The 21,499-nt window shown below is 72.8% G+C and carries 21 protein-coding genes and 7 pseudogenes; 9 read left to right on the top strand and 19 right to left on the bottom strand.

Annotation, left to right across the window (positions count from 1 at the left end; genetic code table 11):
• Nucleotides 1-105 precede the first annotated feature (105 nt).
• From L2X98_RS21080 to cofC, 7 genes are all read left to right on the top strand, one after another.
• The gene (locus tag L2X98_RS21080; RefSeq protein ID WP_354003091.1) at nucleotides 106-684 is read left to right on the top strand and encodes a hypothetical protein; all 579 of its coding nucleotides are present in this window, start codon (nucleotides 106-108) and stop codon (nucleotides 682-684) included.
• Nucleotides 678-1,598 carry a radical SAM protein gene (locus tag L2X98_RS21075; protein WP_354002762.1) on the top strand — a complete coding sequence of 307 codons (921 nt, stop codon included), beginning with the start codon at nucleotides 678-680 and terminating at the stop codon, nucleotides 1,596-1,598. Before L2X98_RS21080 ends, L2X98_RS21075 begins: the two co-directional genes overlap by 7 nt.
• 130 nt (nucleotides 1,599-1,728) lie before the next feature.
• On the top strand, nucleotides 1,729-2,040 hold the full coding sequence (locus tag L2X98_RS21070) for a hypothetical protein (RefSeq protein ID WP_354002761.1): 312 nt from the start codon (nucleotides 1,729-1,731) through the stop codon (nucleotides 2,038-2,040).
• A complete protein-coding gene (locus L2X98_RS11985; RefSeq protein WP_259611047.1) occupies nucleotides 2,037-3,119 on the top strand; it encodes a flavin-containing monooxygenase in 1,083 nt (360 codons plus the stop codon). Before L2X98_RS21070 ends, L2X98_RS11985 begins: the two co-directional genes overlap by 4 nt.
• Complete coding sequence (locus L2X98_RS11980; protein WP_259611046.1) at nucleotides 3,071-3,490, top strand: alpha-lytic protease prodomain-containing protein; 420 nt, start codon at nucleotides 3,071-3,073, stop codon at nucleotides 3,488-3,490. The genes L2X98_RS11985 and L2X98_RS11980 overlap by 49 nt, the downstream gene beginning before the upstream one ends.
• The gene (fgd, locus tag L2X98_RS11975) at nucleotides 3,490-4,497 is read left to right on the top strand and encodes a glucose-6-phosphate dehydrogenase (coenzyme-F420) (RefSeq protein WP_259613304.1); all 1,008 of its coding nucleotides are present in this window, start codon (nucleotides 3,490-3,492) and stop codon (nucleotides 4,495-4,497) included. The genes L2X98_RS11980 and fgd overlap by 1 nt, the downstream gene beginning before the upstream one ends.
• A gap of 59 nt (nucleotides 4,498-4,556) precedes the next feature.
• Complete coding sequence (gene cofC, locus L2X98_RS11970; protein WP_259611045.1) at nucleotides 4,557-5,213, top strand: 2-phospho-L-lactate guanylyltransferase; 657 nt, start codon at nucleotides 4,557-4,559, stop codon at nucleotides 5,211-5,213.
• Here cofC and L2X98_RS11965 read toward each other — a convergent pair.
• The 11 genes and pseudogenes from L2X98_RS11965 to lysS all read right to left on the bottom strand — a co-directional run bounded on the left by L2X98_RS11965 (nucleotide 5,210) and on the right by lysS (nucleotide 14,546).
• The gene (locus L2X98_RS11965) at nucleotides 5,210-6,436 is read right to left on the bottom strand and encodes an MFS transporter (protein WP_259611044.1); all 1,227 of its coding nucleotides are present in this window, start codon (nucleotides 6,434-6,436) and stop codon (nucleotides 5,210-5,212) included. The genes cofC and L2X98_RS11965 overlap by 4 nt on opposite strands.
• Before the next feature lie 109 nt (nucleotides 6,437-6,545).
• Nucleotides 6,546-7,505 (bottom strand): 2-phospho-L-lactate transferase, encoded by a 960-nt coding sequence (cofD, locus tag L2X98_RS11960; protein ID WP_259611043.1) that lies wholly within the window; start codon nucleotides 7,503-7,505, stop codon nucleotides 6,546-6,548.
• Nucleotides 7,506-7,515: 10 nt separating this feature from the next.
• Complete coding sequence (locus tag L2X98_RS11955) at nucleotides 7,516-8,325, bottom strand: uroporphyrinogen-III synthase (protein ID WP_435526279.1); 810 nt, start codon at nucleotides 8,323-8,325, stop codon at nucleotides 7,516-7,518.
• A gap of 229 nt (nucleotides 8,326-8,554) precedes the next feature.
• Nucleotides 8,555-8,833, bottom strand: a complete 279-nt coding sequence (locus L2X98_RS11950) for a hypothetical protein (RefSeq protein ID WP_259611041.1) — start codon at nucleotides 8,831-8,833, stop codon at nucleotides 8,555-8,557.
• A complete protein-coding gene (locus L2X98_RS11945) occupies nucleotides 8,823-9,146 on the bottom strand; it encodes a phage holin family protein (RefSeq protein WP_354002760.1) in 324 nt (107 codons plus the stop codon). Before L2X98_RS11945 ends, L2X98_RS11950 begins: the two co-directional genes overlap by 11 nt.
• 89 nt (nucleotides 9,147-9,235) lie before the next feature.
• Nucleotides 9,236-9,598 (bottom strand): hypothetical protein, encoded by a 363-nt coding sequence (locus L2X98_RS11940; RefSeq protein WP_259611040.1) that lies wholly within the window; start codon nucleotides 9,596-9,598, stop codon nucleotides 9,236-9,238.
• Nucleotides 9,599-9,650: 52 nt separating this feature from the next.
• Nucleotides 9,651-10,775 (bottom strand): protoporphyrinogen/coproporphyrinogen oxidase, encoded by a 1,125-nt coding sequence (locus L2X98_RS11935; RefSeq protein ID WP_259611039.1) that lies wholly within the window; start codon nucleotides 10,773-10,775, stop codon nucleotides 9,651-9,653.
• Nucleotides 10,694-11,044, bottom strand: a pseudogene (locus L2X98_RS11930) (FAD-dependent oxidoreductase); the annotation flags it as partial. The gene L2X98_RS11935 and the pseudogene L2X98_RS11930, both read right to left, overlap by 82 nt.
• A 187-nt stretch (nucleotides 11,045-11,231) precedes the next feature.
• Nucleotides 11,232-12,694: pseudogene (gene cls / locus L2X98_RS11925) on the bottom strand (cardiolipin synthase).
• A 94-nt stretch (nucleotides 12,695-12,788) separates the two neighbouring features.
• A complete protein-coding gene (locus L2X98_RS11920; protein ID WP_259611037.1) occupies nucleotides 12,789-12,977 on the bottom strand; it encodes a hypothetical protein in 189 nt (62 codons plus the stop codon).
• A gap of 38 nt (nucleotides 12,978-13,015) precedes the next feature.
• Nucleotides 13,016-14,546, bottom strand: a pseudogene (gene lysS, locus L2X98_RS11915) (lysine--tRNA ligase).
• 69 nt (nucleotides 14,547-14,615) lie between these two features.
• Here lysS and L2X98_RS11910 point away from each other — a divergent pair.
• Complete coding sequence (locus L2X98_RS11910) at nucleotides 14,616-16,247, top strand: phospholipase C (protein WP_259611036.1); 1,632 nt, start codon at nucleotides 14,616-14,618, stop codon at nucleotides 16,245-16,247.
• 183 nt (nucleotides 16,248-16,430) lie between these two features.
• Here L2X98_RS11910 and L2X98_RS11905 read toward each other — a convergent pair.
• The 4 genes and pseudogenes from L2X98_RS11905 to L2X98_RS22670 form a co-directional block, all read right to left on the bottom strand.
• Nucleotides 16,431-17,127: pseudogene (locus tag L2X98_RS11905) on the bottom strand (DUF2520 domain-containing protein).
• Nucleotides 17,124-18,323: a PH domain-containing protein gene (locus tag L2X98_RS11900; RefSeq protein ID WP_259611035.1), complete on the bottom strand. Its 1,200-nt coding sequence runs from the start codon at nucleotides 18,321-18,323 to the stop codon at nucleotides 17,124-17,126. The pseudogene L2X98_RS11905 and the gene L2X98_RS11900 overlap by 4 nt, the downstream one beginning before the upstream one ends.
• A gap of 85 nt (nucleotides 18,324-18,408) precedes the next feature.
• Nucleotides 18,409-18,762 (bottom strand): annotated as a pseudogene (locus L2X98_RS22675) (PH domain-containing protein); the annotation flags it as partial.
• A 228-nt stretch (nucleotides 18,763-18,990) separates the two neighbouring features.
• Nucleotides 18,991-19,098, bottom strand: a pseudogene (locus tag L2X98_RS22670) (PH domain-containing protein); the annotation flags it as partial.
• Between L2X98_RS22670 and L2X98_RS22320 the strand changes: the two are divergent.
• Complete coding sequence (locus L2X98_RS22320) at nucleotides 19,055-19,192, top strand: hypothetical protein (protein ID WP_435526193.1); 138 nt, start codon at nucleotides 19,055-19,057, stop codon at nucleotides 19,190-19,192. The pseudogene L2X98_RS22670 and the gene L2X98_RS22320 sit on opposite strands and share 44 nt — an antisense overlap.
• Nucleotides 19,193-19,300: 108 nt before the next feature.
• Here L2X98_RS22320 and L2X98_RS11890 read toward each other — a convergent pair whose 3' ends face one another.
• The 4 genes and pseudogenes from L2X98_RS11890 to folP form a co-directional block, all read right to left on the bottom strand.
• Complete coding sequence (locus L2X98_RS11890) at nucleotides 19,301-19,819, bottom strand: DUF3180 domain-containing protein (protein ID WP_259611034.1); 519 nt, start codon at nucleotides 19,817-19,819, stop codon at nucleotides 19,301-19,303.
• A complete protein-coding gene (gene folK / locus L2X98_RS11885; RefSeq protein WP_259611033.1) occupies nucleotides 19,816-20,337 on the bottom strand; it encodes a 2-amino-4-hydroxy-6-hydroxymethyldihydropteridine diphosphokinase in 522 nt (173 codons plus the stop codon). Before folK ends, L2X98_RS11890 begins: the two co-directional genes overlap by 4 nt.
• Nucleotides 20,334-20,711, bottom strand: coding sequence for a dihydroneopterin aldolase (folB, locus tag L2X98_RS11880; protein ID WP_354003047.1), 378 nt, complete (start codon nucleotides 20,709-20,711; stop codon nucleotides 20,334-20,336). Before folB ends, folK begins: the two co-directional genes overlap by 4 nt.
• A gap of 111 nt (nucleotides 20,712-20,822) precedes the next feature.
• Nucleotides 20,823-21,499 (bottom strand): annotated as a pseudogene (gene folP / locus L2X98_RS11875) (dihydropteroate synthase); the annotation flags it as partial.

Raw genomic sequence — 21,499 nt, 5'->3', positions numbered from 1 at the left:
CCATCGCACGGCTGATCACGGCCGAGACCGGGATGCTCGCACACCTGAACCCCGGCGTGATGTCGCGCGCCGAGCTCGACGTGCTTGCGCCCCACGGCCCCCTCCATGGGCATGATGCTCGAGACGACCTCGCGGCGGCTGTTCGCCGAACCGGGCCAGGTCCACTACGGCTCGCCCGACAAGGATCCGGCGGTGCGACTGCAGGTGATCGAGGATGCCGGAGCCGCCGGGATCCCGTTCACCACAGGCATCCTCGTCGGCATCGGCGAGACGCTGCAGGACCGCGCCGAGTCGCTCATCGCGCTGCGCGAGCTGCACGAGCGCCACGGGCACGTGCAGGAGGTGATCGTGCAGAACTTCCGCGCCAAGCCGGGCACCGCGATGCGGGGCGCCCCCGATGCCGAGCCTGCGCGAGTACCTCGCCGCCATCGCGGTGGCCCGGCTGGTGATGGGGCCGCACATGCGGATCCAGGTGCCGCCGAACCTGTCGGATGCCGCCGAGCTCGCCCTGCTGGTCCGCGCGGGCGCCGACGACTGGGGCGGTGTCTCGCCGCTGACCGCCGACCACGTCAACCCGGAGCGCCCCTGGCCGGCGCTGGACAAGCTCGCCGCCCGCACCGCCGAGCTCGGCTTCGCGCTGCGCGAGCGGCTCACCGCGCACCCCGAGTACGTGCGGGATGCTGACGCCTGGATCGACCCGGAGCTCGCACGACGCCGTCGCGGCGCTGGCCGACGAGCAGACCGGGCTGGCGCGGGCGGAATCCGCCGCGGCATCCGCCCTCCCCGCCCTCGCTGCCGCCGCCGGCACGCGAGCCGATCGCGTGCAGAACTCCGGAGGATCGCGCGCTGCGGCGCCCGCCACGCCGGAATCGGCCCGAATCGGCGCGGCTCTCCGGAGTTCTGCACGGCTCGACGAGGTGCCCCGCCTCGCCGAGACCGCGGCGTCGGACCCGCTCGCCCTCGACGACGCACAGTGGGCGGCCCTGCTGACCGCGACCGGCGCCGACCTGGATGCCCTCACCGCGACCGCGGACGACGTCCGCCGGTACACGGTGGGCGAGGCGGTCAGCCTCGTCGTGAACCGCAATCTCACCACGACCGGGTTCCGGTCCGCGCCCGACGCCGACCCGGCGACGTTCACCCTCGACGAGGTGGGCGCGATCGCCGCCGACGCGTGGGAGCTGGGTGCCACCGAGCTGTGCATCCAGGGGCGGGTGCCGGATGCCGCGGACCCGGCGAGCTACCTCGACATCGTCCGCGCCGCCCGGCGGGCGGCCCCGCGCCTGCACCTGCACGCGTACCGGCCGCAGGACGTGTGGGACTTCGCCGAACGCTCCGGCCTCGGGCTGGACGCGGCCCTGCACGCGTTGCGCGACGCCGGCGTCGGCAGCGTGCCCGGCACCGGGGTCAAGGTGCTCAGCGAACGGGTGCGCGGCCTGGTCGCGCCCGGCGACCTCGAGATCGACCGATGGGTCGAGGCGATCACGGCCGCCCACCGCGCCGGCCTGCCGTCGACGAGCGTGCTGTTCTACGGGCACGTCGAGACCGCCGCGGAGCGCATCGCCCACCTGCGGATGCCTGCGCCGCATCCAGGATGAGACCGGTGGCTTCGCCGAGTTCGTCCCGATCCCGCTGCCGCCCGCCGCCGCACCGCCCGCCGCCGCACCGCACGGGGCCACCCCGCACGGGGCCGCACCGCCCGCCGCCGCACCGCACGGGGCCGGCGGCGTGCCGCTGGTGCCCGGCCGTGCGCCGATCGACGAGCACCGGGCGATGGTCGCCGTGTCGCGGCTGCTGCTCAGCGGCAGCATCCCGCACATCCAGGTCCCGTGGCCGCGGGTCGGGCGGGACGCCGCGCGCACCCTGCTGCAGTCCGGCGGCGACGACCTCGGCGGCGCCCTGCTGGACGGGCGCGTCCTCCCGCAGGCGGGCGTCGAGCACGGCAGCGAGCTGCCGGTGGCGGATGCCGCGGCCCTGGCCGCGCACCTGTTCCGGCCGTTCCGCCGCCGGACCACGGACTACCGCGAGGCGACCCGATGACGCACGCCGAGGTGGTGGTCGTCGGGGCCGGCTTCGCGGGCCTGGCCGCGGTCATGGCGCTGCGCGCGCAGGGCATCGAGGACGTCGTCGTGCTCGAGCGGGCGGCATCCCTCGGCGGCACCTGGCGCGACAACACCTATCCGGGGGTCGCGTGCGACGTGCCCAGCCACCTGTACGGGTTCGCCGGTCACCCGAATCCCCGCTGGTCGGGGGTGTTCGCGCGCGGCGACGAGATCCGCGCCTACCTCGAGCACGTGGCCGCCGCCGAGCGCATCGCGCCCTGGCTGGAGACCCCGATGCTGGACGCGCGATGGGATGCCGGCGCCTGGCGCATCCGCACCGGCGGCGCCCGCCCGGGCAAGCTCACCGCCGACGCCCTGGTCCTCGCATGCGGCCGGCTCACCGAGCCGCGGATCCCCGACATCCCGGGGCTGGAGTCCTTCCCCGGGCCGATGTTCCACTCGGCCCGGTGGGATCACCGGGCCGCGCTCGACGGCGCGCGCGTCGGCGTGATCGGCACCGGCGCCTCGGCCGTCCAGCTGGTGCCGCAGCTGGCCCGCACCGCCGACGTGACCCTGTTCCAGCGCACGCCGGCCTGGATCGTCCCGCGTGAGGACCGTCCCTACACCCCCGCCGAGCAGGCGACGTTCGCCGCGCATCCCGACGCGCTGGCCCGGCTGCGCGACGAGCTCTACCGCGAGGGCGAGGCGCGGTATGCGTCGCGTTCCGGCGATGCGGATGCCGCGGCCGCCGCCCGCGCCGTCGCGCTGACCCATCTGCACACCCAGGTGGCCGACCCCGCCCTGCGCGCGGTCCTGACCCCGGACTACGCGTTCGGCTTGCAAGCGGGTCGCTGCTGTCGGACACGTTCTACCCGGCGCTGGCCTCCGGCGCGGTACGACTGGAGCCGTCGGCCCTCGCCGCCGTCGCCGGCCGCACGCTCGTCTCCGCGTCCGGCGCCCGGCACGACGTGGACGTGCTGGTGCTGGCCACCGGGTTCCAGTCGACCCGCCAGCCGTACGCCGAGCTGGTGCACGGCGAGGCCGGCACGCTCGCCGAGCACTGGGACCGCGGCATGACCTCGTTCGGCTCGACCGTGGTCGCCGGCTTCCCCAATCTGTTCGTGCTCGACGGGCCCAACGCATCGCTCGGCCACAACTCGTCGGTGCTGATGATGGAGGCCCAGGCCGGGTACACGGCCCGCACGCTCGCGAACCGGCGGGGCGTGCTGCGGGTGGACCCCGACGCCGAGACCGCCTACACCGCCGAGATCGACCGCGCAGCGGCATCCACCCCCTGGCTGGCCGGCGGATGCCGCAACTGGTACGTCGACGAGCGGTCCGGGCGCCTCACCCTGCTCTGGCCGGGCACGGTCGACGCCTTCCGGGCGCGGCTGGCCGCGGCATCCGGTTCCGAGTTCCTGCCCGTCCCGGTGGAGAAAGGCGCATGATGACACTGCGATTCGGCTACAAGGCCTCCAGCGAGCAGTTCGGTCCGACCGAGCTGCTGCGGTTCGGCGTGCTCGCCGAGGAGATGGGGTTCGACTCGGTCTTCCTCTCCGACCACTTCCAGCCGTGGATGCACGAGGGCGGGCACGCCCCCGCCGCCCTGCCGTGGCTCGGGGCGCTGGGCGCACGAACCTCGCGGGTGCTGATCGGCACCTCGGTGCTGACCCCCACGTTCCGCTACCACCCCGCTGTGATCGCGCAGGCGTTTGCGACGCTCGGCGTCCTCTACCCCGACCGGGTGATCCTCGGCGTCGGCACCGGCGAGGCGCTGAACGAGGTGACCCTGGGGCTGGACTGGCCCGACCCGCCCGAGCGCTTCCAGCGGCTGAAGGAGGCGATCACGCTGATCCGCGCCCTGTGGGCGGGCGAGCGGGTCAGCTTCGACGGCACGTTCTGGCAGGTGACGGATGCCACGGTCTACGACCGCCCGGAGCACGAGGTGCCGATCTACATCGGCGCCTCGGGACCTGCCGCCACCCGGCTGGCCGGGCGGATCGCCGACGGCTACATCACCACGAGCGGCAAGGATCCCGCGCTGTACACCGACACACTGCTGCCCGCCCTGCACGACGGCCTGGGCAAGGCGGGCCGGGCGGCCGCCGACGTCGACACGCTGATGGAGGTCAAGGTCTCGTACCACCCCGACCGTGACACCGCGCTGGAGAAGACCCGGTTCTGGGCGCCGCTGGCGCTGTCGCCGGAGGAGAAGCGGGACGTGCACGACCCGATCGAGATGCAGCGGCTGGCCGCCGAACTGCCGATCGAGCGGGTCGCTTCGCGGTTCATCGTCTCCACCGACCCGGACGAGCACGTCGAGCAGATCGGCCGGTACATCGAGCTCGGCTTCCGGCACCTGGTCTTCCATGACCCGGGCGCCAACCAGGAGGAGTTCCTGCGGATGTACGGCGCCGAGATCCTGCCGCGCCTGCGCGCGAAGTACCGGTCGTGAGTCGGGCGCGCGTGCAGAACTCCGGAGTGTTGACGTGAACACGGTGCCCCGGGGGAGATGTGCACGATAACACTGAGAGGACTCCGGAGTTCTGCACGGGGTGGACCGTCGTCATCCCGGTCAAGCACGCCGCACACGGCAAGTCACGGCTGTCCGCGGCCGGCCGGGACCGTGCGGCGCTTGCCCGCGCGATCGCGCTGGACACGATCGCAGCCGCCTGCGGGGTATGCGCGGTGTGGGTGGTGACCGACGACGCCGACATCGGCGCGGCCGCCCGTGCCCTGGGTGCCACGGTCGTGCCCGAGGGCGAGCGGCGCGGCCTGAACGCCGCGATCGCGGCCGGCATCACTGCGGCCGCGGCCGCCCTGCCGAACGCGCACCGGGCCGCACTGCTGGGCGACCTGCCCGCCCTGCGCGGCACGGACCTGGCCGCCGCGCTGCGGGCCGCGGCATCCGTCGATCGTGCGGTGGTGCCGGATGCCGAGGCCACCGGCTCGACGCTGGTCACGGCGCGCGCGGGGGTGGCGTGGGAGTCGGCCTTCGGCGAGGGCTCGCTCGCACGGCATGTGGCGCTCGGGTGCGTCGTGATGGATGCCGCCGCCTCACTGCGTCGCGACATCGACACCGTCGATCAGCTCGAGTCGGCGGCCGGTCTCGGGCTCGGGCCGCGCACCGCGACCGTGTTCACGGGACGCCGAGACGCGGCGGAACTCTAATCCGGACGGCGGACGCGCAGCACGAGCGCCGTCACCGCCAGCAGGATGACGACCACGCCGTAGCCGACGCACACGGCGCTCAGGCCGGCCACGGGCACGAGCATTCCCGCGAGCACCGACGGCACACCGAACGACAGATACGCGAGCAGGAAGATGACCGCGAACGTGTCGGCGCGTTCGGCGGCCGGGATGCGGGGCGTCAGAGACCCGAGCACACCGGAGAACGCCGTGCCGAACCCCGTGCCCGTGACGGCGACGGCGCCCAGGTAGAACCAGAGCGATCCGAACGCGAGCGCGACCAGCGACAGGGTCGTGCCGGCGGCCAGCGCGGCCGTGCCGACGATCAGCGACGTGCGCGGCGCGCGCCGACGCAGCAGGAAGGCCGCCAGCGCTCCGACACCGGCCAGCACCACGACGGGCAGGGCCTGCCAGAGGTGGGTCGTCCCACCCGGCTCCTGGCGCACGATGTTCGCGCCGAGCGACAAGAACAGCCCGCCGGTCGCCCAGCCGGCGACGATCGCCGGCGCCGACCGCCAGAAGTCGGCCCGGATCGCGGCGGGCACCGACAGCCGGAACCGCAGCGACGCCCACGCGCCGGTGCGGCCCGGCGACGTCTCGGGCACGGTGGCGAACAGCGCCGCCACCACGAGGTAGGTCGCCGTCAGCGACAAGAACACGTCGGCGAGCGCGGCGTCTGCCACCTCGAGCGCGATCCCGGAGACGAGCGCTCCGAGTGCGAGGCCGATGCCCGGTGCGAGTGCGTTCCACAGGGCGGCGAGACCGGGGCGGTGCGCGGGGGCGAAGTCGAGTGCGGTCGCCGACAGCGCCGAGATGAGCAGCCCGCTGGCCAGACCTTGCACGGCGCGGGCGAGGACCAGCATCGTCACACTGTCGGCATGCCAGAACAGCACCATGCTGCCGGCCAGGACGACGAAGCCGGCGATCGCCACCGGGCGCCGCCCGATGTAGTCGGACAGCGAGCCCGCCGTCAGCAGGGTCAGCAGCAGGGTGACCGCGTAGACGGCGAACACCGTGCCGATCACGGACGTGCCGAAGCCGATGCGGTCGGCCAGCACCGGGTAGAAGGGCGAGGGCGCACTGGCACCGGCCAGCATCAGGATCTGCGCGGCGATGGCCAGCACGAATCCGAAGCGGTTGCCGAGGACGCCGGTGCGTGCCGATGCGGCCGTGCGCGCCTCGGCTTCAGAGCGGGTGACGCTCACAATGGACTCCCCCACAGTTCGAGATCTATCGAACGACAACGCGATGCCGCACGCGCCATTCCCCGGCCGGCGGGTTTCGGTGCGGCGCGACGTCGCCCGGTGACGGTCGTCACGCGTTCAGCGCGGCCGTCGCGATCGCGGCGGACGCCTCGACGTCCGTCATCCACAGCGGCGCGACGACCGCGCGGATGCCGAGGGCCGAGACCGCCGGGGCGAGGGCGGCGTCCTCCTCGGCCATGACCCAGGCGTCCAGCAGCCCTCCGTCGGCGCGCGCGCCGTAGTGCGCGGCGACGGCATCGGTGCGGGTGTCCACGCCGATCGCCGTCAGGCACACGTCGGCCATGCCGCGGACGACGCGTCCGCCGATGATGCCCGAGACCCCGACCACGCGGGCGCGGGTGGCCCGCAGGGCGTCGCGCAGGCCCGGGACCGCCAGGATCGGCCCGATCGAGACGACCGGGTTCGACGGCGCGAGCACCACGACGTCGGCCGCGGCGATCGCCTCGCGCACGCCCGGGGCCGGTGTGGCCCGGTCGATCCCGGGATTCTCGAACGCCCGCGGGGCGAGGGCGGCGCGGTGCCGCGTCCACCACTCCTGGAAGTGCATCCGCCGCCCGTCCGCCAGCAGGACGTGCGTGTCGACCTCGCTGTCGGTCATCGGCAGCATCCGCACGCCCAGCGGCCAGCGACGCGACAGCTGCTGGACGACCTGTGTCACCGACATCCCGTCGCGCAGCCAGCCGGTGCGCGCCAGGTGGGTGCCCAGGTCGAGGTCGCCGAGCGTGAACCAGGGCCATCCGGCGCCCCACTCCTGCAGTTCGGCGTTCACCCGCTCGGTGTCGCCGGACCGACCCCAGCCGCGGGCGGTGTCGTTCTGCCCGGCCAGCGCGTAGAGGATCGAGTCGACGTCCGGCTGCAGGCGCACGCCGGACAGCCACAGGTCGTCGCCGGTGTTCACGACGGCGGTGGCGGGATCGGCGCTCGTGGACGCGAGCGCCGCGCGGACGCCGAGCAGGAACTTCGCGCCGCCCACGCCGCCGGCCAGGACCACGACGCGGGCGGATGTCACGGGCAGCCGCTCAGAGGTGGAATTCGTCGCTGGCATGGGGCAGCGGCAGCGACGAGACGGCGTCGATCAGGTCGTCCACGGTCTGCCGAGGGGCGACCACGTCGACGGTGAGCCCGACCCGGCGGGCGTCCTTCGCGGTGCGCGGTCCGATCGCGGCGATCACCGTCTCGTCCGGGATGTCGGCGAACTGCTCGCGCACCTGCTGGGCGACCGAGCCGCTGGTGACCAGGATCGCGTTGATCCGGCCGTTGGCGACGTCCCGCGCGATGCGCTCGGTCACCGGCACCCCGACCGTGCGGTAGGCCACGACCGAGCGCACATCGTGACCGGCGGCGATCAGCCGCTTGGTCAGCACCGGCTTGGCGATCTCGCTGCGGAGGGTGAGGATGCGCTTGGGGTCGGGCTCGAGCGCGATCATCTCGTCGGCCATCCCGGCAGCCGAGTTGTCCTTCTCCGGCACCAGGTCGACCCGGTAGCCCACCGCCTGCAGCGCCGCCGCCGTGGTCTCGCCCACCGCCGCGACCCGCGTGGAGGCAGGGATCACCGCGCGGTACGCGTACAGCACGTCCACGGTGGTGGCACTGGTCAGGGTGAGCCAGTCGAACCGGCCGTCGCCGAGGTCGGCGAGCGCCTGCTCGAGCCCGGCGAGATCCTCGGTCGGGGCGAAGTTGATCAGCGGCGCCACGACCGGAACAGCCCCCTGCGCACGCAGCGTGGCGGCGACGCCGTCGCCCCACGGGCCCCCGCGGGGCACGAGGACGCGCCATCCGGTCAGGGGCTTGGCGACGATGGCGCCGGTATGCGGGTGGGCTGTGTTCATCATGTGGTGTTCAGGGTCGGCTCACGGATAATGACGTCGGCCGCCCCGTGTTCGAGCAACCGACAGGCGCATTCGACCCCGGCGCGCATCTGCGCGTTTCGGGTTCGCGCCGTCGGCAGCACTCGCACCATTGCCACTGCCTAGCCACCGAGCATACCCCCGCCCGGGCCGTGCTCCTACCTGAGCGCCTCCCGGAGCGTCCGGCACAGGCCGTGCGGGCCGCCGGATCTCAGCGGGTGTAGAGCCGGACCAGACCCCACACGGTCAGTCCCACCGCCGTGGCGACCCCGGCCACAGCGACCACCGCCATCGCCGGGTTCTTCCGGGCGAAGGTCCGGGCATCGGCCGCGCCGCGCTCGGCGGCGCGCGAGATGCGCTTGGGCACATTCGCCTTCTCTTCGATCGCCGCCAGCGCCGCCTTCAACTCGGCGCGCGCGCGTTCGACGGGGTCGTCGATCCCGAGGGACACCGCCGTGCGCGGCACCGGGACGTCGGTCTCAGAACTCATCGGCCACATCCTTCACGATCTTCACGTCACGGGCGACGGCCTGGCCCGGATTCTCGCGCCTGGTGAGCCGGCGGAACCGCAGCAGGCCGAGCAGGGCGAACACCGCGGTGATCACGATCATGATCCCGAACACGACGATCGCCGACAGCCAGACCGGCCACCACGACGACAGGCCGGCGATCAGGAACGTGCCGAACACGGGAACCGACCAGAACAGGAAGAACAGCGCGACGACCATCCATCCCGCGCCGAACCCGGCATCCTTCGCGGTCTTCGCGACCCACGCCTTGGCTTGCGTCGATCTCGGCGACAACGAGGTTGCGGATCAACTCGGGCAGATCGCCCAGAAGGGTCAGGAACCCGTCATCGGCGCGGTCGCGGAAGCCGCGTGGAGTGGTCATCTCAGCTCCCATCGCGGTCGCGGAGCGCGTCCTTGACCTCGTCCGCCGTCGTCTGGGCGGCCCGGGCGACGTCGTCGCCCGACCGCGTGCCGGCGCGGACCGCGGCATCCACCCGCTCACCCGCCGTGCCGCGCGAGCTCGCCGCGCGCGTCACCTTGACCGCGCCGTCCCACAGCGCGTTCGGCAGCGCCATCACGGCGGACTTGCCGAAGTCCTTGGCCCGATCCACCTGCTTCTGCACCGCGGGAAGCTCCCAGACCCGCTCGGCCTGTTCCTTGATCTGCTCGTAGCGCTCACGACCTGCCCGCGCGCCCAGGACATATCCCGCAGCCAGTCCGATCACAAGTCCGACTTTTCCCCGCATCAGGTCTCTCCTCACGGTTGGTGTCCACCCCAGGGTAACGCTGTATTCCATTTCAGGCATCCACCCCTGAAGACGAGGGCTTCTCGCCGAACAGGGCACGGCGGCGCAACCGGTCGGCAGTGGCCGCGGCATCCGGGACGACCTGTGCGAGCCCGCTCCCGGACAGCCAGGCGCCGGTCGCCGCCAGGCGCGGCAGGGCTTCGACCGCGCTGCGCACCCGGTCGGCGGCGGCGGTGCGGCCCATCAGGGCCCGGGGCGGGGCGAGCGTGAAGCGGGCCCGGTCGAAGGCCCGCACCTGCTCCGGCCGCAGGGCGACGCCGAACAGCGCGGATGCCTCGGTCCGCGCGAGCTCCGCGGCCTCCGCCTCGTCCATCCCGGCGGTGGGCGGCGGCATGCCGGGTCCGCCGAACGCGACCCGCACGAGGTGCCGTCCGCCGGCGGCGGGGATCGCCCACTTGGCGGTCAGGTGCAGCGCACCCGAGGCGGCGCGGGACCCCGGTGCGGCGACCACTTCGGCGCCGCGGGGGCGGGCGTCCAGCTCGGGTGCGTCCAGGACGAGGGTGACGGTCTCGACCGGGGTGCCGGCCGGCGCCGCGGCCGGCAGGCCGGGCACGATCGGTTCGAGCAGACGCCGGGCCTCGCGCTCGGGCACCGCGAGGATCACCGCGTCGAACCGCTCCGGCGGGGGCGCCTCGTCGGTGGTGTCGAACTCGTCCGAGGATGTGTGCACGATCCATCCCGCACCGGACGACGCGCCGGCGGCCTCGAGCGCCGAGACCGTGACGCCGACCCGCACGTCCGCACCGAGGTCGTCCAGCCGGGCGGCCAGCGCGTCGACGAGCCGCGACATCCCGCCGGCCATCGATCCCGCGCCGGACTGCCGAGACGTGTCGCCGCGCACGATCGCGACCGCGCCGGACAGCGAGCCGGCACGGGTGAGCGCGGCGTTCAGGCCGGGGGCGGCCAGGTCGACGTCGATGTCGTCGGGCAGCGCCCCGAACACGCCCGCGGTGAGCGGGGCGACCAGGCGGTCGAGCACCTTCGCGCCCATCCGGGAGCGCACCAGGGTCGACAGCCGCCGTTCGTGCCCGATGGTCAGCGGCGGGCGGAGGCGGTCGAGGTAGGCCCGCCATGCGCCGCCGGTGCCGAGGATCCGGCGCACCTCGTCGCCGAACATGTTCTCCGGGATGCCGAGGACCGCGTCCGCCGGCAGGGGGCGGCATCCGTCCCGCCCTCGATTCCGCTGACCCAGCGCGTCTCTGTCACCGGGGCGATCACCGCCTCGCTCAGCCCGAGGTCGGCCACCAGCGCGGCCACCGCGCCGCCGCGTGCCGAGAACGAGTCGGCGCCGGTGTCGGCCGGGATCCCGTCCAGGTCGACCGTGCGCACGGTGCCGCCGAGCCGGTCGGCCGCCTCGTACACGGTGACCGACAGCCCTACTTTCGCGCACTCCAGCGCGGCGACGAGGCCGGCGATCCCTCCGCCGACGACGGCCAGCCGGACGGCACCGGCCTGATCGGCCAGCTGATCGAGCGGGATCGGCTCCGAGCCTGGTCCGGCCGTGGGCGCGGGATCCTCTTCATGCGATGCCACGGGTCCATCCTTCCATCCGGGCCCGGACGCCGCCTGGGATCTACTGGAGCGCGGAGGTGAGGCGTGCGATGTTGTCCAGCACCGTGGAGCGCAGCGGCTGCCCGCATCCATTCCTCCAGGGTCAGCTCGCGCGAGAGCTGACGGTACTCCTCCTCGATCCGGCGCATCTCGGCGACGAACTCCGCGCCGCGCACGAGCATCGAGATCTCCAGGTTCAGACCGAACGAGCGCATGTCCATGTTGCTCGAGCCGATGATGGCGACCTCGTCGTCGACGGTCATCGACTTGGAGTGCAGGATGAGCGGCCGCCGGTACAGCCAGATCTTCACCCCCGCCTTCAGCAGCGCCTCGTAGTAGCTGCGCTGAGCGTGGTAGACCATCGCCTGATCGCCCTCTTCGGACACGAACAGCTCGACCTCCACCCCCCGGTGGCACGCGGTGGTCACCGCCAGCAGCATCGCCTCGTCGGGCACGAAGTAGGGGCTGACCATGATGACCTTGCGCTTGCGCGTAGTACAGCAGCGCGAGGAACAGCTTCAGGTTGTTCTCGAATCGGAAGCCCGGTCCGCTGGGCACGATCTGGCAGTCCAGGTCGCCCGAGCTCGGGGTGATCTCGAACAGCTCGACCTCGTCCTCGAGCGTCTCGTCGGTCTCGCTGTACCAGTCCGAGAGGAACACGGCGTTCACCGACGCCACCACCGGGCCCTCGATCCGCACCATCAGGTCGACCCAGTGCAGTCCGCGCCGGATGTTCTTGCGCAGGTTGTAGGTGGAGTCGGTCACGTTCTGCGAGCCCATGAACGCGACGTCGCCGTCCACCACCAGCAGCTTGCGGTGGTTGCGCAGGTCGGGACGCTGGTATTTCCCGCGCAGCGGCTGGACCGGGAGCATGAGCTGCCAGTGCGCGCCCATCGCGGTCAGCCGCTTCAGGGTGCGCCGGTAGTGCGGCTTGCCGCGGTTCGCCCAGTGGTCCAGCAGCACCCGGACGGTCACCCCGCGGGCCGTGGCCTCTTCGAGCGCCCGGAAGAAGTCGTCGGTCGCGGCATCCGCCTGCAGGATGTAGAACTCGACGTGCACGTACTTCTTCGCCTGGCGGATGGCCCCCGCCATCGCCGCCAGACTGGCGGCGTAGTCCGAGATGAGATGCGCGTCGTTGTCGCCGGCCAGCGGCATGGCGCCGAGCGTGCGGTTCATCGTGACCGTCGAGGTGAACCAGTCCGGCGCGTGCGGGCGCAGCGTGCCGAAGTCGAGGTGCGCGCTGGTCTCGCGGATGTAGTCGTTGATCGCGTCCTGTTTGCGCCGCCGCTTGCGCGGCAGCCGCGGGGTCCCGATCAGCAGGAATAGGAACACCCCGACGAAGGGGATGAAGTAGATGGCCAGCAGCCATGCCATCGCGGCGGTCGGGCGGCGGTTGCGCGGCACGATGATCACCGCGGCGATGCGGATGGCGATGTCGACGATCAGGATGACGATCGGCCACCACGTCGCGATGAACGCCGTCATCCGGCCCCCTCTCGGCGAATCCTCGCTCCAGCGTAGCGGGCGCGCGCCGTCGGCCGTGACGCCCACCGCGGAGGCGTCGCGAGGATCGAGCGGGTCAGTGCTCGGAGGCGGGCGGGGCCGGCGGCATCCCCCGCTTGGCACGCTCCTCCGCCTCGACCTTGGCGTAGGTACGGCGCTCGTTGCGATCCATCCGCACGACCGAGCGCAGGATGAACAGGAACAGCCCCAGCACCACGACGGTCGGGATGAGCGACCAGAACGCGGCGACCCAGAAGTTGTCCATGCCTCCATCGTACCGGCGCCGCCGGAGCACCGGATCCGCTACTTGACCAGCGGGAAGAGGATCGTCTCGCGGATGCCGAGGCCGGTGATCGCCATCAGCAGCCGGTCGATGCCCATGCCCATGCCGCCCATCGGGGGCATGCCGTGCTCCATGGCCCGCAGGAACTCCTCGTCGATGCGCATCGCCTCGACATCGCCGGCGGCGGCGAGGGTGGCCTGCGCGACGAACCGCTCTCGCTGGATGACCGGGTCGATCAGCTCGGAGTACCCGGTGGCCAGCTCGAAGCCGCGAATGTACAGATCCCACTTCTCCACCACGCCGGCGATCGTCCGGTGCTCGCGGACCAGGGGGCTCGTGTCGACCGGGAAGTCCATCACGAATGTCGGACGGGTCAGCCCGCCCTTGACGAAGTGCTCCCACAGCTCTTCGACCCACTTGCCGTGGGTGGGATGCGGCGGCTCGTCCACTCCCTGCGCGTCGGCCAGCGCGCGCAAGCTCGTCGAGGGAGGTCTGCGGGGTGACGGTGACACCGGATGCCGCGCTCAGCGAGTCGTACATCGAGATGCGGTCCCAGTCGCCGCCCAGGTCGTATTCGGTGCCGTCGGCCCAGGTGACGGTGGTGGATCCGGCGACGGCGATCGCAGCGTTCTGCACGAGCTCCTGCGTGAGGCCGGCGATGCCGTTGTAGTCGCTGTACGCCTGGTAGGCCTCGAGCATCGCGAACTCGGGGCTGTGGGTGGAATCGGCGCCCTCGTTGCGGAAGTTGCGGTTGATCTCGAACACCCGGTCGATCCCGCCGACGGCGGCGCGCTTCAGGTACAGCTCGGGAGCGATGCGCAGGTACAGCTCGGCGTCGAACGCGTTCGAGTGCGTCACGAACGGGCGCGCCGAAGCCCCGCCGTGCTGGATCTGCAGCATCGGCGTCTCGACCTCGATGAAGTCGTGCGCGGCGAAGGTCCGGCGCAGGCTGGCGTTGACCTGGGCGCGGGCGCGCACGGTCTGGCGCGCCTGCTCGCGCACGATCAGATCGAGGTACCGGCTGCGCACACGGCTCTCCTCGTTGAGCTCGGTGTACATGTTCGGCAACGGCAGCAGCGCCTTGGACGCGATGGCCCAGTCCTCGACCATGATCGACAGCTCGCCGCGGCGGCTGGAGATGACCTGGCCGCGCACGTAGACGTGGTCGCCGAGGTCGACCAGCTCCTTCCAGCGCGCGAGCTGCTCCTCGCCGACGACGGCCAGCGACACCATGGCCTGGATGCGGCTGCCGTCGCCGGACTGCAGCGACGCGAAGCACAGCTTGCCGGTGTTGCGGCTGAACACGACCCGGCCGGCGACCGCGGCGGTGACGCCCGTCTCGGCCCCCGCCTCGAGGTCGCCGTAGCGGGCGCGCAGGTCGGGGATGGTGTCGGTGACCGGCACGCTCACCGGATACGCGCCACCGGCGGCATCCGCCCGCTCGGCGATGAGCCGCTCGCGCTTGGCCATGCGCACGGCCTTCTGCTCGATGACGTCCTCTTCGGTCGTCTCGGGCGCGTCGGCCGGTGCGGTGCGGGGGGTGTCGGTCATGCGGCGGGGCTCCTCGGAAGTCGCCGTCCAGTCTATCGGCGCGGCACACTGGTACTCGGAGGCGATCGTATGGTCCAGCCGAGGCACCGCGCGCGGGCGGCTGCCGTCCTTGCGACGCTCGCGGTCGCCCTCGTCTCCTGTGCGCCGGCCCCCACCCCGACCCCGGTTCCGACACGCACCGCGTCGGCCCCGGCATCCGCCTCTCCGAGCGCGCAGGCGACGACGACGCCGATCCGGCACCTCGTCGTGATCTTCGGCGAGAACGTGTCTTTCGACCACTACTTCGGCACCTACCCGGTCGCCGCCAACACCGACGGCACGCCGTTTCATGCGGCATCCGACACTGCGCACGCGGACACGCTGACCACGTCCGGGATGCTGACGCACAATCCGAACGCGTCGGCGCCACGCCGTCTCACCCACGAGCAGGCGCTGACCTGCGACCAGGACCACGACTACACCGACGAGCAGCGCGCGATGAACGGCGGCCGGATGGACCGGTTCGTCGAGCACACGTCGCGGGACGCGTGCCGGAGCGGGTTCGGCGAACCCGGGCTGGTCATGGACTACTACGACGGGAACACGGTGACGGCGCTGTGGAACTACGCGCAGCGGTTCGCGATGAGCGACAACTCGTGGGACACGGTGTTCGGCCCGTCCACGCCCGGCGCCATCGACCTGATCTCGGGGCAGACGTGGGGCATGACCCTCGTCGATCCGCACAGCGGCGCGGTCGTCCGCGATCCGGCACGGGTCGCCGCGCCGGACGCGCAGGGCCGCGGCACCCTGATCACCGACGTCGATCCGGCTCTCGACGACTGCAGCCGGCGCGGCACGAATGCTCCGCTCGGCCGGTTCCCGGCATCCTCCCGCACGATCGGCGACCTGCTGTCGGCCGCGCACGTGACGTGGGGCTGGTTCTCCGGCGGGTTCCGCCCGACCTCGGCATGGGATGCCGCCACCGGCGCGCCCGCGCAGTGCGGGGCGAGCCGGACGAACGTCGGCGGGGCGCGCATCGCCGACTACGTCCCGCACCACGAGCCGTTCCAGTACTACCCGTCCACCGCCAATCCGCATCATCTGCCCCCGACGTCGGTGGCGATGATCGGGTACGACGATCGCGCGCACCATCAGTACGATCTGACCGACTTCGACGCCGCACTGACCGCCGGACGGCTTCCCGCGGTGTCGTTCCTGAAGGCGCCGGGCGCGCAGGACGGCCACGCGGGCTCCTCGGACCCCCTCGACGAGCAGGCCTTCCTGGTGGGCACCCTCAACCGGCTGCAGACCTCGGCCGACTGGGCCTCGACCGCAGTCGTGATCGCGTACGACGACTCGGACGGGTGGTACGACCACGTCGCCCCGACGATCCTCAACGCCTCGCGGTCATCCGACATCGACGCCGCCATCTGCGCCGACGCGGCCGCGCCCGTCGCCGGCGGTCAGATCGGGCGCTGCGGGCCCAGCCAGCGGCTGCCGCTTGCCGGTGATCTCGCCCTACGCGCGGGCGGGGCGATCGACCACACCGCGACCGAGCAGACCTCGATCCTGCGGTTCATCGAAGACAACTGGCGCACCGGCCGCATCGGCGGCGGCAGCTTCGATGCGCGGGCGGGCACGCTGGACGGCCTCTTCGACTTCGACGGGCCGCCGCACGCCGAGCCGCTGCTGCTCGACGCGAACGGGTCCGTGCGGCACTGAGCCGCGTGCCCCTCCTGTCGTCGGTTCGGTCGACGCGAATGGCTGTCCTGGGGCCGAATCGACCGCCATATGCGTCGACCGAGACTCCGCGGGCCGGTTCGGTCGACGCGAATGGCTGTCCTGGGGCCGAATCGGCAGCCATATGCGTCGACCGAATGGGCGGATGCCGCATCCGCCCGCCGCTCAGGGCTTGAGGTCGGCGGCGTCGCCCGGGTCGGCGAGCGCCTGATCGACGCTGGAGTGCACGATCGTCGACAGGAACGCGCGCGGGTTCTCCACGCCGGCCGAGGCGAGCAGATCGGATGCCTGCCGCACGATCGATCGCGAGAACTCGGTCGCGGTCGCGATGGCCTCCGCATAGGCCGGGCGGTCGGCATCCGCCACCACCACCGGCTCGCAAGCCCAGCTCGACCGCGAGCGCCTGGGCGATCGGCAGCACGGCCGCCGGTGCCGTGACCGCGGCGAACGCGTCGGTGAGCTGGCGGATGTCCATGGATGTCCCGGTGAACGTGATCGCCGGGTGGATCGCCAGCGGGATGGCGCCGCGGGCGGCGGCGGGCGCGAGCACGTCCAGGCCGTGGCCGGGATCGGTGTGCAGCACCAGCTGGCCGATCTGCCACGCCTCGACCTCGGCGAGGCCGGTCACCAGCCCCGGCAGTTCGTCGTGCGGCACGGCCAGCACGACCAGCTCGGCGCGGCGCACGATCTCGGGCGTGTCCAGGAAGGGCACCCCGGGCAGCACCGACTCGACCCGGTCGTCGTCCGACCCGTGCGTGATGCCGACCACGGCGTGTCCGGCGCCTGCCAGCGCCGCGCCGATCACCGGGCCGACCCGGCCCGCGCCGATGATCCCGACCCCCAGGCGCCCGTCGGCCCTCACAACCGCCCACCCCCGCCCGGCGTCGCCGGATCCTCCCCGGCCCAGCGGTGGCTGCGGTCGGTGGCGCCGGCCGCGACGGCGGCGGCCTCGGCGCGTGCGAACAGCGCGACCGCGGCATCCCGGTCCACCGCCCCGAGCTGGCCCGAGACCCGCCCGGGGATCGTGTGCGCGTGCACCTTGGCCGCGCCCAGCGCGCGCGCGAGCGGGCCCTGATGCAAGCCCGACGCTCTGCAGCCGCGCGAGCGGGAAGATGCCCAGGTTGCGCCACACCATCCCGCGGCGCAGGCAGCAGTCCGGCCTCGGCCAGGAGGAAGCCGTTGCGCCGCCACGACAGCGGCCGCAGGATCCGCGCGCGGCGCGGCGTGTTGGTGTACGGGTCGGCCGCGCCGGGGCCGAGGATGCCGTGCTCGAACACGAGCGGCCACTGCTTGCTCCGGCATCCCGGGCATGACCAGCCGCAGCACCCGCTCGACGTCGGCGCGGTCGCCCACCGGCAGCACCTCCGAGAACTGGTCGGTCTGACCGGAGTTCGCGCTCTTGCCGCTCATCCGGTTCACCCGCACCGCCCACCAGCCGAACGCGCGCCACATCAGCGGCTGGCTGATCTCGACGGCGTGGATGCGGCCGGGCGGCAGCGTCTCGGTCACGGTGGTGAACAGGCCGTAGGTGATGCGCACGCCGTCCGGCGTCGGGGCGATCGAGTACCGCAGCGACTTGGTGATCGACCGCATCAGGACGGCACCGAACGCGAGGAACATCGGCACGATCGTGAACAGGATCCACGGCGTGCCGACGATCGAGCCCCACACGGCGATCGCGATCAGGGCCAGCAGCACCAGCGTCCGCCCGCCGAACAGGTGCGCGAGGATCAGCCGCACCACCGGGATGGACACGACGGATGCCGGTTCGGCGACCGGCTCCTCCGCGCCGAGGACGAGGGAGTTCACGGCGTCGGTGACCACGGATGCCGCGGCCGCCACGCGCGAGCCGGCCGGGGGCGCCGCGCCCCGGGCCCGGGCCTCGGCCAGCTTGCGGCCCGAGGCCAGGCGCAGGATGTCGCCCCGGACCGCCTCGGCGTTCGAGGTGGACAGGTAGTCGAGCTTGACGTTGGCGTCCGAGCCGGCGCCGACGACCTCGAGCTTGGCCATGCCGCACAGACGGGCAAGCATCGGCCGGGTGAGGTTCACGCCCTGCACGCGGTCCAGCGGGGCACGGCGATGGCTTGCGGAACAGCACGCCCTGCCGCACCTCCACGTCGTCTCCGGTGATGCGGAACGTGTGGAACCGCCACGCCAGGTAGAACAGGCCGATCAGGACCAGCACCACCACGAGCACGGCCAGCAGTGCCAGCAGCACGAGGTTGTGCGACAGGATGAAGTCGATCGGGTCGCCGCTGTCCTCGAAGTCTCCGGCATCCGGCACCGCGGAGTTCACGAAGAAGTCGATGATCCGCTCGCGCAGGTTCGAGATCACGAGGCCCGCGACCACGACCAGCACGAACCCGCCGCGGAACAGCGGCGTGAGCGGGTGCAGACGGTGCCAGTCGCCGTCGCTGAGCGGCGAGCGCGCGCCGGGCAGCGGAGCCCCCTGCGCCGGCGGTCCCGCAGCCGGCGGCACGGGCTCGGCGGTGGTCATAGTCCGGTCCTGCGGGTCTCCGCCACGGCGATGAGGGTGTCGCGCAGCCGCTCGGCCGCGCCCTGGGTGAGCCCGGGGATGACGACGCCGGTGGATGCCGCGGCCGTCACGAGCTTGAGCTGCGCGATGCCGAACGCCCGGTCGAGCGGGCCATGGGTGATGTCGACCAGCTTGCATCCGCCCGTAGGGCACCGCCACCTGGCGCTGCCAGAGGATGCCGCGGCGGAACACCAGATCGTCGTGACGCAGCTGATACCCGAACGACCGAGCCTGCCGCGGGGTGATCACGGCGGTGGCCGCTAAGACGGCGGCGGCGATGCCGCCGGGGATCCACACCCATGCCTCGTGGGCGAAGACCGACAGCGCCGTGGCCGCGATCAGCACGACCACCAGCATGGCGGTCACCGAGATGAGCCGCACCCAGACGTAGGCCCGCGCGAGCTGATGCCAGGTGCCGTCGCCGAGCGGCAGGCGGTTGTCGCCGCGCGGCTCGAGGACGACGTCGAACGTGCGGTCGTCGAGCACCGCGTCGCCGAGCTCACCGGGGGTGGGAGCCTCCGGCGAGACCGGAGTCGTCCGGTCTGTCGGATCCGGACCCGCCTCGGGGATGTTCGTCATCGTCGTCCTTCCGGATCGTGCAGAGGTGCTCGGCGATCAACCCGCCGGCCACCAGCAGGGCGGCGCACACGACGGTCGCGATCAGCGCACTCAACGAGCCTACCGACGGGTCGTTGGGCCGGGTCAGCAGAAACAGGATGAGGCCGAGTCCCAGCCCGACGAACAGCGCGCCCAGCAGGCTCGAGGCCTTCGCCAGCATCGCGACCCGCACCGCGTGGAACGGGTTGACCGGTCCGGCGGACCGGCCGTGCGTGGCCCTGTGGATGGGCAGCGCGAACAGGACGACGACGATGCCGAGGACGACCAGCATGATCGGCAGCGACACCATCGGGGTGAACGTGGGGCGCCCGGCCGCAGTCAGCAGCTGGTCGAACAGGTAGCCGGCGCCGACGCCGAGCACGGCGGCGATGATCAGCGACAGCGGTCGGGTGCGCTTCATCCGTCCTCCCCCAGGCGGTCCAGCAGCGCGCGCACGGGGCCGGCGCCGGGCAGCTCCGCGTCCGGGTCGAGGGCCAGCCACGGCGCGAGCACGAACGAGCGCTCGGCGGCGCGCGGGTGCGGCAGCGTCAGCGCCGGATCCGCGCTGAGCACCGCGCCGTACGCGATGATGTCCAGGTCGAGCGTGCGGTCTCCCCACCGCTCCGCGCGCACCCGGCCGTGACGCGCCTCGATCTCGTGCAGCGCCGCCAGCAGCACCGACGGGGCCAGCCGGGTGCGCAGCGTGGCGACCGAGTTCAGGTATCGGGGGGCCGCGGCATCCGGCCCGTCCGGCTTGATCGCGATCGACGAGATCGGCTCGGCGACCCGCACCCGGTCGGTCAGCGGCAGGGCGCGCAGCTCGGCGGCCGCGGCATCCAGAGTCCCGTCCCGGTCGCCGAGGTTCGCACCCAGCGCGATCACCACCGGGGTGCCGGGCGGGGGCTCCGGGACGAACCCCTGCGCGAGCCGCCGGCTCATGCCGACTCCCGTTCGCGGCGGATCGTGACGGTCACATCCTCGAACGGGACCGTGATCGGGGCGTCCGGCTTGTGCACGGTGACGGCCACCGCACGCACCCCCGTGAACGAGAGCGCCCGCTCGGCGATGCGCGCGCCCAGTGTCTCGATCAGGTTGACCGGCTCGCCGGCGATGATCTCGGTGGCCGCCACGGCGACGTCGCCGTAGTGCGCGGTGTCGGCCACGTCATCGGATGCCGCGGCCGCCCGGGTGTCGACGAACAGTGTCAGATCGACCACGAACACCTGCCCCTCGCGCCGCTCGTGCGGGTAGACGCCGTGGTATCCGAACGCGCGCAGGCCGCGCAGCGTGATCTCGTCGAGCTCGCCCATCATCCTCTCCACGCCTTCGCGACGCGCAAGCGCGTCGCGGGTGCCGGCCACATCGTGCACCCGCACCCCCCACACGCCGGCCTGGGCGGCCAGGACGCTTGCCACCGCGGTCGCCAGGTCGCGGCGCTGCTCCGTGGCGGGGCCGGCGTCGTCCTCCTCGAGCAGGTCGGCGAGGAACCGCTTGCGGCTCGTGCCGACCAGCACCCGCGGGCCGAGCCCCACCAGCGCCGGCAGCCCGCGCAGCATCTCCCAGTTCTGCACCCCGCGCTTGGCGAAGCCGATGCCCGGATCCAGGATGATCCGCGCCGGGGGATGCCGGCGGCCGCGGCCGCCTCGATCCGCCCGACGAGTTCGGTGACGACATCCCGGGCCACGTCGTCGTACTGCGCATGCGCGTACATGTCGTCGGAGTGGCCGCGCCAGTGGCTGATCACGATGTCGACCTCGAGGTCGGCGGCCACCCGCAGCATGTCCGGGTCGGCCAGGCCCCCGGCGACGTCGTTGATGATCCGCGCCCCGGCCTCGACCGCCGCGCGCGCGGTCGCCGCGTGCATGGTGTCGACGCTGATCAGTGCGCCGGCGGCGGCCAGTTCGCGGATCACCGGCACGACGCGATCGCGCTCCACCGATGCCTCGACGTGCGCGGCGCCGGGTCGGGTCGACTCGCCGCCGATGTCGAGGATGTCGGCGCCGTCGGCGCGCAGCGCCAGCCCGTGCGCGATCGCGTCCTCGGTGTGCAGATACCGTCCGCCGTCGCTGAACGAGTCCGGGGTGACGTTGACGGCTCCCAT

The sequence above is a fragment of the Microbacterium elymi genome, assembly GCF_021582895.2.
GTDB classification, from domain to species: domain Bacteria; phylum Actinomycetota; class Actinomycetes; order Actinomycetales; family Microbacteriaceae; genus Microbacterium; species Microbacterium humicola.
Note: the sequence above shows the minus strand (reverse complement) of the source record. Positions and strands in the feature narration are given on the sequence as shown.